The sequence below is a fragment of the Candidatus Eisenbacteria bacterium genome, assembly GCA_035577985.1.
In the GTDB taxonomy this organism is placed as follows: domain Bacteria; phylum Desulfobacterota; class Binatia; order DP-6; family DP-6; genus DATJZY01.
Genome location: DATJZY010000153.1, coordinates 1 through 7121, shown reverse-complemented (window position 1 = coordinate 7121; position 7121 = coordinate 1). Strand labels below are relative to the sequence as shown.

At 67.5% G+C, this 7121-nt stretch carries 9 protein-coding genes; 3 read left to right on the top strand and 6 right to left on the bottom strand.

What is annotated here, in order from left to right; genetic code table 11:
- The coding region (locus VMS22_22280; protein HXJ36773.1) for an SDR family oxidoreductase at positions 1–135 on the top strand (135 nt) is incomplete at its 5' end.
- Here the strand turns inward: VMS22_22280 and VMS22_22275 are convergent.
- From VMS22_22275 to VMS22_22250, 6 genes are all read right to left on the bottom strand, one after another.
- On the bottom strand, positions 132–266 hold the full coding sequence (locus VMS22_22275) for a hypothetical protein (protein ID HXJ36772.1): 135 nt from the start codon (positions 264–266) through the stop codon (positions 132–134). The genes VMS22_22280 and VMS22_22275 overlap by 4 nt on opposite strands.
- Positions 267–268: 2 nt before the next feature.
- The gene (locus tag VMS22_22270) at positions 269–1648 is read right to left on the bottom strand and encodes a TolC family protein (GenBank protein HXJ36771.1); all 1380 of its coding nucleotides are present in this window, start codon (positions 1646–1648) and stop codon (positions 269–271) included.
- Positions 1648–2796 (bottom strand): efflux RND transporter periplasmic adaptor subunit, encoded by a 1149-nt coding sequence (locus VMS22_22265; protein ID HXJ36770.1) that lies wholly within the window; start codon positions 2794–2796, stop codon positions 1648–1650. The genes VMS22_22270 and VMS22_22265 overlap by 1 nt, the downstream gene beginning before the upstream one ends.
- Positions 2797–2812: 16 nt before the next feature.
- The gene (locus tag VMS22_22260) at positions 2813–3202 is read right to left on the bottom strand and encodes a DUF3302 domain-containing protein (protein ID HXJ36769.1); all 390 of its coding nucleotides are present in this window, start codon (positions 3200–3202) and stop codon (positions 2813–2815) included.
- A 10-nt stretch (positions 3203–3212) separates the two neighbouring features.
- A complete protein-coding gene (locus VMS22_22255) occupies positions 3213–3617 on the bottom strand; it encodes a hypothetical protein (protein ID HXJ36768.1) in 405 nt (134 codons plus the stop codon).
- Between the two features lie 344 nt (positions 3618–3961).
- Positions 3962–5971, bottom strand: coding sequence for a hypothetical protein (locus VMS22_22250; protein ID HXJ36767.1), 2010 nt, complete (start codon positions 5969–5971; stop codon positions 3962–3964).
- 543 nt (positions 5972–6514) lie between these two features.
- Between VMS22_22250 and VMS22_22245 the strand changes: the two genes are divergently transcribed.
- A complete protein-coding gene (locus VMS22_22245; GenBank protein ID HXJ36766.1) occupies positions 6515–6964 on the top strand; it encodes a DUF2834 domain-containing protein in 450 nt (149 codons plus the stop codon).
- 32 nt (positions 6965–6996) lie between these two features.
- The coding region (locus VMS22_22240) for an NAD(P)-binding protein (protein ID HXJ36765.1) at positions 6997–7121 on the top strand (125 nt) is incomplete at its 3' end.

The window sequence follows — 7121 nt, the reverse complement described above, 5'->3', positions numbered from 1 at the left end:
GCGGCGACCGCGCCGCTCGGGCGCGCGGGGACACCGGACGAGATCGCACAGGCGGTCGTGTTCCTCGCCTCGGAGGAGAGCAGCTACATCACCGGCATCGAGCTGTTCGTCGATGGCGGCGTGAGCCAGATCTAGTGCACCATCGAATGGCAGAAAGTGCCACAGAATCGCGCTCTGCTCGACCACACGACCGCGGAATCGGTGAAGGCGACGAGCAGCACGCCCAGGACGAGGCAGGCGACGGCCCACAGCGACAGGCGGAGCACGCTCAGGTCCCGAAGTCGCCGCCGAGCGCCAGGTGCAGATCGATCCGGTTGGCGAGCTGTGCGTTCTGGAGCTCGATCACGTTGCGCTCGGCCGCGAGCGCCTCGCTCTCGAGGATGATGACCGTGAGCATGTCGCTGGCGCCGGCGGTGTATCGCGTCCGTACGATCTTCACCGAGGCGATCCGGTCGTCGAGCGCCTGGCGGTCGTACTGGATCCGCTCGGCGAGCGTCACCTGGTTCGTCAGCGCGTTCTCCACCTCGGCGAAGGCCGCCAGCGCAGCCGATGCATAGGCCGCGACGGCGGCTTCCTGCTCGGCCGTCGCGATCTTCACCCTCGCGAGCAACGCACCGCCCTGGTAGATGGGGATCTCCATCCCGATCGCCGCGTGGAGGATCGTGGGGTTGAGCTGCAGCAGGTCGAGGATCTTGTCGCTCAAGCGCCCGCCCTCGACCGTGATCGCGAACGACGGCAGGAGTGCCAACTTCGCCGCTTCGTGGAGGCGAAAGGCCGCGAGCACCCGGCGCTCCGCCGCCGCGACATCGGGGCGTCGCTCGAGCAGCGCGGAGGGCAGGCCGGCGGCGACTGGCGGCGGCGCGGGGACGAAGCCGGCGCGCAGCGCGATGTCGCCGGCGGGATAGCGTCCGAGCAGCAGCTCGAGCGCGCGTCGCGCCGCGCTGGAGTCGGCCTGCACGGCGCGGAGCTCGCTCTCGGCCGCGGCGAGCGAGGCTTTCGCCTGCACGACGTCGAACTCGGCGACCCGGCCCGCCGCCTGGCGCACGCGCACGAGATCGAGCTGTTCGGCATAGAGCGCGACGGCGCGTTGGGCGAGCTCGACGAGCGCGTGCGTCGCGATCGCCAGGTACCAGCTCTTCGCCGTGGTCGCGGCCAGCGACTGCCGTGCGAAGGCATAGTCGAGCGCAGTCGCCTCGTACGATTCCTTCGCTGCCGCGCGCTGCGCACGGATCCGTCCCCAGACGTCCAGCTCCCAGGCCAGGCCGACGTACTCCATGTTGCTGTTGGCCTCGTCCTCGCCGACATCGCGCGTCCGCGCGGCGCCGATGCGCGCACCAATCTGGGGCCAGAGGCGCGCGCCCACGACGACCACCGTCTGCCGCGCGATCTCGACGCTCGCGGCGGCGCGACGCAGGTCGGGGTTGCTGGCGATCGCCTCGGCAACGACGGCTTCGAGACCGGGATCGCCGAACGATTTCACCCAGTCGCCCCTCACCGCCTCCGGGCTCGCCGGCGCGTTCCACGCCGGCGGTACGGTCGTGCCCTTCGGCAGCGCCTGCTCGAGCACGGCCGGCTGCTCGGGTGGCCGCGCGAGGGGGCAGCCCGCGAGCAGCGCCGCCAGCAAGACGACGTGTGCGTGCGGCCGCATCAGAACGGAATCGGGTAGAGGAAGTTGAGCCAGGTGTACGAGCGAATGCCGATCCGGCGCAGCGCCGCGAAGCCGCCGCCCCCGGTGTAGATGGCCGTCGCGCCCTGCGCCCCGATCGGGAACTTCGACTGATCGGGATCGTCGAGACGGATGCGGACGGCGAAGCGACCCTGCGGCATCTCGGGCGGCGGCGGCGTGAACTTCGGAAGGGTGCCGCTCGGCAGCAGCTGCCCCGCCCCGCTCGGCCAAATCGCCTCCACGCGCCCCGGGAAGATCTGTCCCGGATGGCGGTCGAGCGCGACCTCGACCGGTTGTCCGGGCCCGACGTACTTCAGCACCTCCTGGTCGTAGCTCGCGAGGACGTAGCGATCCGCGTCGCAGATGAAGGACGCGATCGCGCCGAAGCGGACGTCGCCTGCCACCATGCCCGGACGCACCTGGAGATTGACCACGTAGCCGTCCTCGGGGGCGACCATCGTCGTGTTGTCGAGGTAGTAGCGCGCCTGGTCGAGCTCGGCGCGCGCCATCGCCACCGACGTGTTCACGCCGCCGATCTGCGACTGGTAGCGAACCCTGGCGCGCTGCGCCTCGGCCGCGGCTTCCTTGGCGTCGGCCTCGGCGACGTGCATCTGCGCCGTCCACTTCTGGAACTCCTCCTCCGGCCCGGCACCCTTCTTCGCCAGCATCGCGGTCAGCTGGCGTTGGTACTTCGCGTACTCGAGCTCGCTCTTCGCCCTGGCGACTTTCTGGTTCGCCACTACCTCGTCGGCTTCGAGCACCAGCACGTCCTGCTCGGCCTTCGCGACCTCGGCCTCGAGCTGCGCCACCTTGTACTCGTAGGGCCGGCGGTCGAACTGGAAGAGCGGCTGGCCGGCGCGCACCGGGACGCTCGGCTCCACCAGCACCGCGGTGACGAGCGTCGGCTCGGGGAGGCGCGGCGTCAGCTGGATCGTGTGCTGGATGACGTGCGCGTCGGTGGAGTACGGCGCCACGAAACGGACGCCGATGAGGAAGATCAGCAGCACATGGACGCCGACGAGGACCGACACGACGGCCCACGTGATGCTCCATACGAGCAGCTTCAGGCGAAAGAAGATGAGCCAGACGAAGGCGACGAAGCCGACGGTGATGAGGAGCGCGATCAGCACGCGATCGGGTCCATCCCTACCGGTGCGGCTTGGGAGGCGGCGGCTGTTGCTCGGTCTCCTGGAGGTCCCGTTTGACGCTCGCCACCTTGGACCCAGGGTCACGCTCCCCACGCAGCCGCGCGATGGTCTCTGCGACGGCCTCGCGCTCTTCGGTCGGGAAGCGTCGGATGTCGATGATGTCGGTCGGCTTGAAGGCCCAGATGAACGCCTGGATCCAGGGGACCGCGGCGAGAAACCCCGCCCAGCCCATCATGTTGACGGCCTCGGCGTCGGGATGGTTGCGGGCGATCGCGATGCGACCGGGGAGCCCCGCCAGCCAGACCACGAAGACGAGGAACCCGATGCCCACCAAAGCGAGGGCAAGGAACGTCAGGTAGTCCCACGCGTCGAGTCTGAAGCCCAGCATGCGGTCGAATCTACTGCGTCGTGTACTGGACGCAGAGCCTAGGGTCTCGCGTCATGGCCGCAGCGGCGTTCTTCATGCGGTATCCGATCAGCTGCATGCCGTCACCGGGGTCGTAGATCTTGCTCGTCGCCACGGTGGAGGCGTCGGCGTGCGTGGCGGGGCTGCAGGTGCCGTACGGTTGCGTCGTCGGACAGCCGCCCCATGGGTCCACCGGCTTCGACGCGCGCGCGTCGCGGACCTGAAGACGCGTCTGGAGACCGCTCGCGACGTCTGGAAGCAGGACGGAGACCGTCGCCTCGGTGCCCGGCGTAATGGCGACCTGATTGCAGCTCTCGGCGGCACGGGTTGCCCGCACGCAGGACAACGTGAGAACGCCCACGAGAAGCGCTGTCGCCCGACACCGGACTTGCGTCACGGATCACCCCCTCGTCCGGATTTCACGGCGCCCCCTTGTACCCTCACGCGGACGGCTTCGGCCAGTAGAGCCGCATCACCAAACAGCTCGGGCCATCGGGCGTGGGCCCGCCCAGAGAGGAGCAGGCCCGGCCTTCGCATGCTAGAGGTGGCTCTTGAGCTTCTGCCAGAGCGTCTCTTTCGGCGTCTTCTTGCAGTGTTCCGGCGAGGTGACTGCGCCGGCCACTATCCCGGCTCAACGACGACTCCAACTCGTCCTGAGCGTACCGCCTCCTTCAGGACGACATGGTCGCCTTCACTCTGATCGGCATAGGACACAGCCCGACTGCTGGGACGGGTGCGACGTCAGTACACCCGCACCTTGCCCATGCGCGGCGGCTGCACCGGGGCCGCCACGCCGTAGATGACGGTGAAGCCCGACCCGCCACCCCAGGTCGAGGTGGGACGGGATGGATTCTCGCTGGACGCCGCTTCGAGACTGTTCCAGTTGTTCGCTGCCCAGACGTTCCCGGCCGGATCAATGGACACGTCGGTGATCATCTGGATGCTGCCGCTCTGAAACACGTGGATGACATCGCCGGTCTTCGCGCCGGCGGGATGACCCTTGGTGTCGTCCCCGGCAAGCAGGGAGACGGACCGGCCCCACATGTTGCCGACCCAGACGTCGTCATTGCCGTCGACGTTCAAGCCCCATGGGATGTTGATCGCCTCGCCAGTGTAACCCATCGGCGCGGGCTGGGTGCCATCCGGGCGGATCATATTGACGGCACCCGTGGGACGCGGCGGTGGCCCACTGACATACTTGAACATGTGCGCGGTGATCAGCTTGAACTGCTCCATGATCGATATGCCTTCGGGAAGCACCGGCTGTGGGGTTTTCAGGTCCATGTTGCTCGCCACCCAGACGTTTTCCTTCGAGTCCAGGGCGAGGGCACGGACACCGATCCCGGCGCGGAAGCTCTCCACCTTGGTGGGTTCGTCGGCCGGGAATCGGACGACCGTGTCCGACGAGGAGTTGGCGACCCAGACACGATTCTGGGAGTCGATGACGATGTCGAAGGGCGATTTCAGCCCCGCGACCTTGACGATGCGGCCGTCCTTGATCCGTCCGCCGGGGAAGAACAGCAACTGATTGTTCGAGCCATCCGCAATCCAGACGTCGCCATTCGTCGCGACGCCGATGCCCATCAGACCGAGGAAGTTCTCTTTGAACGGGAAGTCGCCTTCCTTGGCGACGGGCTTGCCATCGAAATCCATCACGAGAATCTTGCCGTTGAAGCTGCTGATCCAGACACGGTCCTTCGTCACGGCGGTGCCCCAGCCGACGCCGTCGATGCCCATGCCGGTGAAGCCGGTGATCGGCGGGGAGAGCGCTGTGCCGTTGGGGCTGAATTTGATCACGCCGCCACCGGTGCTCTTGTTGACGCCGGACTGCGAGCCGGGCAGCCAATTCTGGCCGCTCCAAAGATTGCCGTCCGCATCGAACATGAAACGCCCATTGGCATAGTCGCCGCCGCCCGAGAAACACAGCGAGAGGGCGAAGTCGTCCGGAACGTAAACCAGGTACGGCGCGAAGGGCGCCTTGCGACGCCCATCGGGCGCCGGCAGCGGATACGCTTCGTCGAACAACGCGTACAGCTCCTTCGGCGCGACCCACGGTGCGCGGGCGATCCCGGCCATCGCTTCGAGCGTGTTCTTCGGCGTCACACCGCTGGGTGGCGTCGCAGCCTTGAGGAAACGAGCCCGCCAGGCATCGTCGGCCACCGTGAAGTAGGCAGTGATGAGCGAGCCGAGCGTGTCCAGGTTGGCCATCGTCGTGGTCATCGAGCTGTTGAGCGGGTCCAGCAGCACCTTGCCCCAGCCGCCGGTCACGGGATCGACCAGGTTCGGCGCGTTCCCGGCGGCGATGCGAAGCCCGAGCGGATTCCCCGAGATCGATTCCCCGTTCATGAATCGCGCGGCGGTGAACACGGAGGCGACGGTCGTGAGTTCGTTGATCGTGAGGTTGCCCGGCGGCTTGGCGCCCAGCATCGTCATTAGCGCGATGGCCGGATTATCGGCGGCCGTCTTGCTGACGGTGGGCCGGCCACCCTTGGCGACAAGGTAGAGGACGACATCCTTCTCCGGTGCGCCGGCTGCACTGAGCGCGAAGCGGCCGTCGGCGCCGGTATGCGCCTGCGCGAGTTGCTTAGGCGCGCCTACGCTCGCAGCCCACAGGGTTACCGTCGAGTTGACGATCGGAGCGCCTCCGCCGAGAACCTGCCCTTTGAGGTTCTCCGCAGCGGAGATCGGCCTAGCCAGCAAGAGACCAGAGACGAAAGCCGTTCCAACAATCCCTCCCAAGAGTCCGGTCATTCGCTCCGAGATTCTCATTCCATTCTCCTTTGGGCGCATGACGAGTCCCCTCAGGTGCGCGGCCTGAGGTCGTTGCGTAGCGCGCGCACAGCGTCGAGGGCAAGCGGCGGAACTCGACCGGATGACCGGGATCGGGACGGGAGCGGCCAGGCGCGTCGCATCCGCAGATACCGCTGCTCACGGCGAGCCACCCCTCAGGGCAGCCGATCCACAACTATTGCCAATACCTCTTGCCGCTCCGCCGCGTGATCTACGTTGCACAGGTGCTCGATGAGGCGTGGCTACACGACTTGCGACCATCGCCATAGGACAGTTGGGCCCACGGGCGGGGGCGTCACGACTAGCCCCACGCGTCGAGCGAAAACGGACTCGGCCATGGCGACCGCAATGGGGACGCCTTCGGACAAGGGGTAGGCGAACAACCTGCGAAAACCCGACCCTCCGGCGGACTCGGACAGCGCGACCAGACCCAGATGGATTCGGACAGGCCCGACCATCCCTCGGTAGGCGATCCCTGCCCCCGCGTGCTAGGGGCGACACCCCATGCTGTCGCTCTTCGTCCACGCCGCCCTGGGCGTCCTGACGGTCGTCCTCTTCTTGCGCTTCAACCGCTACCTCTACGCGCGCAACTGGCGGGGCTCGGCCGTCACCTGGCTCGAGGGGCTCTACTACGTGCTCGCGGTCGTGTCCGTGTGCGCCGGTTGGTACTTCAACGTGACCTACGTGAAGACGTACCCGGCCGAGGCGAGCTGGGTGCACTTCACGAAGATGCTCTTCACGAACCCGGCTGCGGGATCGGGCGGGCAGGACCTCATCATCACCAACGCGATCCTCTTTCCGCTCTGGACGATGATCGACGGACCGCGCCGCGGGCTCAAGGGCACGTGGATCTACTTCACCATGAGCCTCTTCACGAGCTTCGGGTTCTCCATGGGGCTCTACCTGGCCGCCCAGGAGCGGCAGGTCCGCTGGAACGTGGCGCAGCGCGTTTGACGATCGCGGCGGCGGCTGTGTAGCGTCGCCGCATGACCGTCTCGCCCGACTACGACGTCATCGTGGTGGGCGCGGGCCACAACGGCCTCGCCGCCACCGCGCTGCTGGCGTCCCGCGGGTTCCGTGTCCTCTGCCTCGAGAAGAACGCCTACGTCGG

Bases quoted from the DNA above. Each gene is read 5' to 3' on its own strand.
- VMS22_22270 (HXJ36771.1), bottom strand. From the start codon at position 1,648: ATGCGGCCGCACGCACACGTCGTCTTGCTGGCGGCGCTGCTCGCGGGC.
- VMS22_22245 (HXJ36766.1), top strand. From the start codon at position 6,515: ATGCTGTCGCTCTTCGTCCACGCCGCCCTGGGCGTCCTGACGGTCGTC.
- VMS22_22250 (HXJ36767.1), bottom strand. From the start codon at position 5,971: ATGACCGGACTCTTGGGAGGGATTGTTGGAACGGCTTTCGTCTCTGGT.
- VMS22_22260 (HXJ36769.1), bottom strand. From the start codon at position 3,202: ATGCTGGGCTTCAGACTCGACGCGTGGGACTACCTGACGTTCCTTGCC.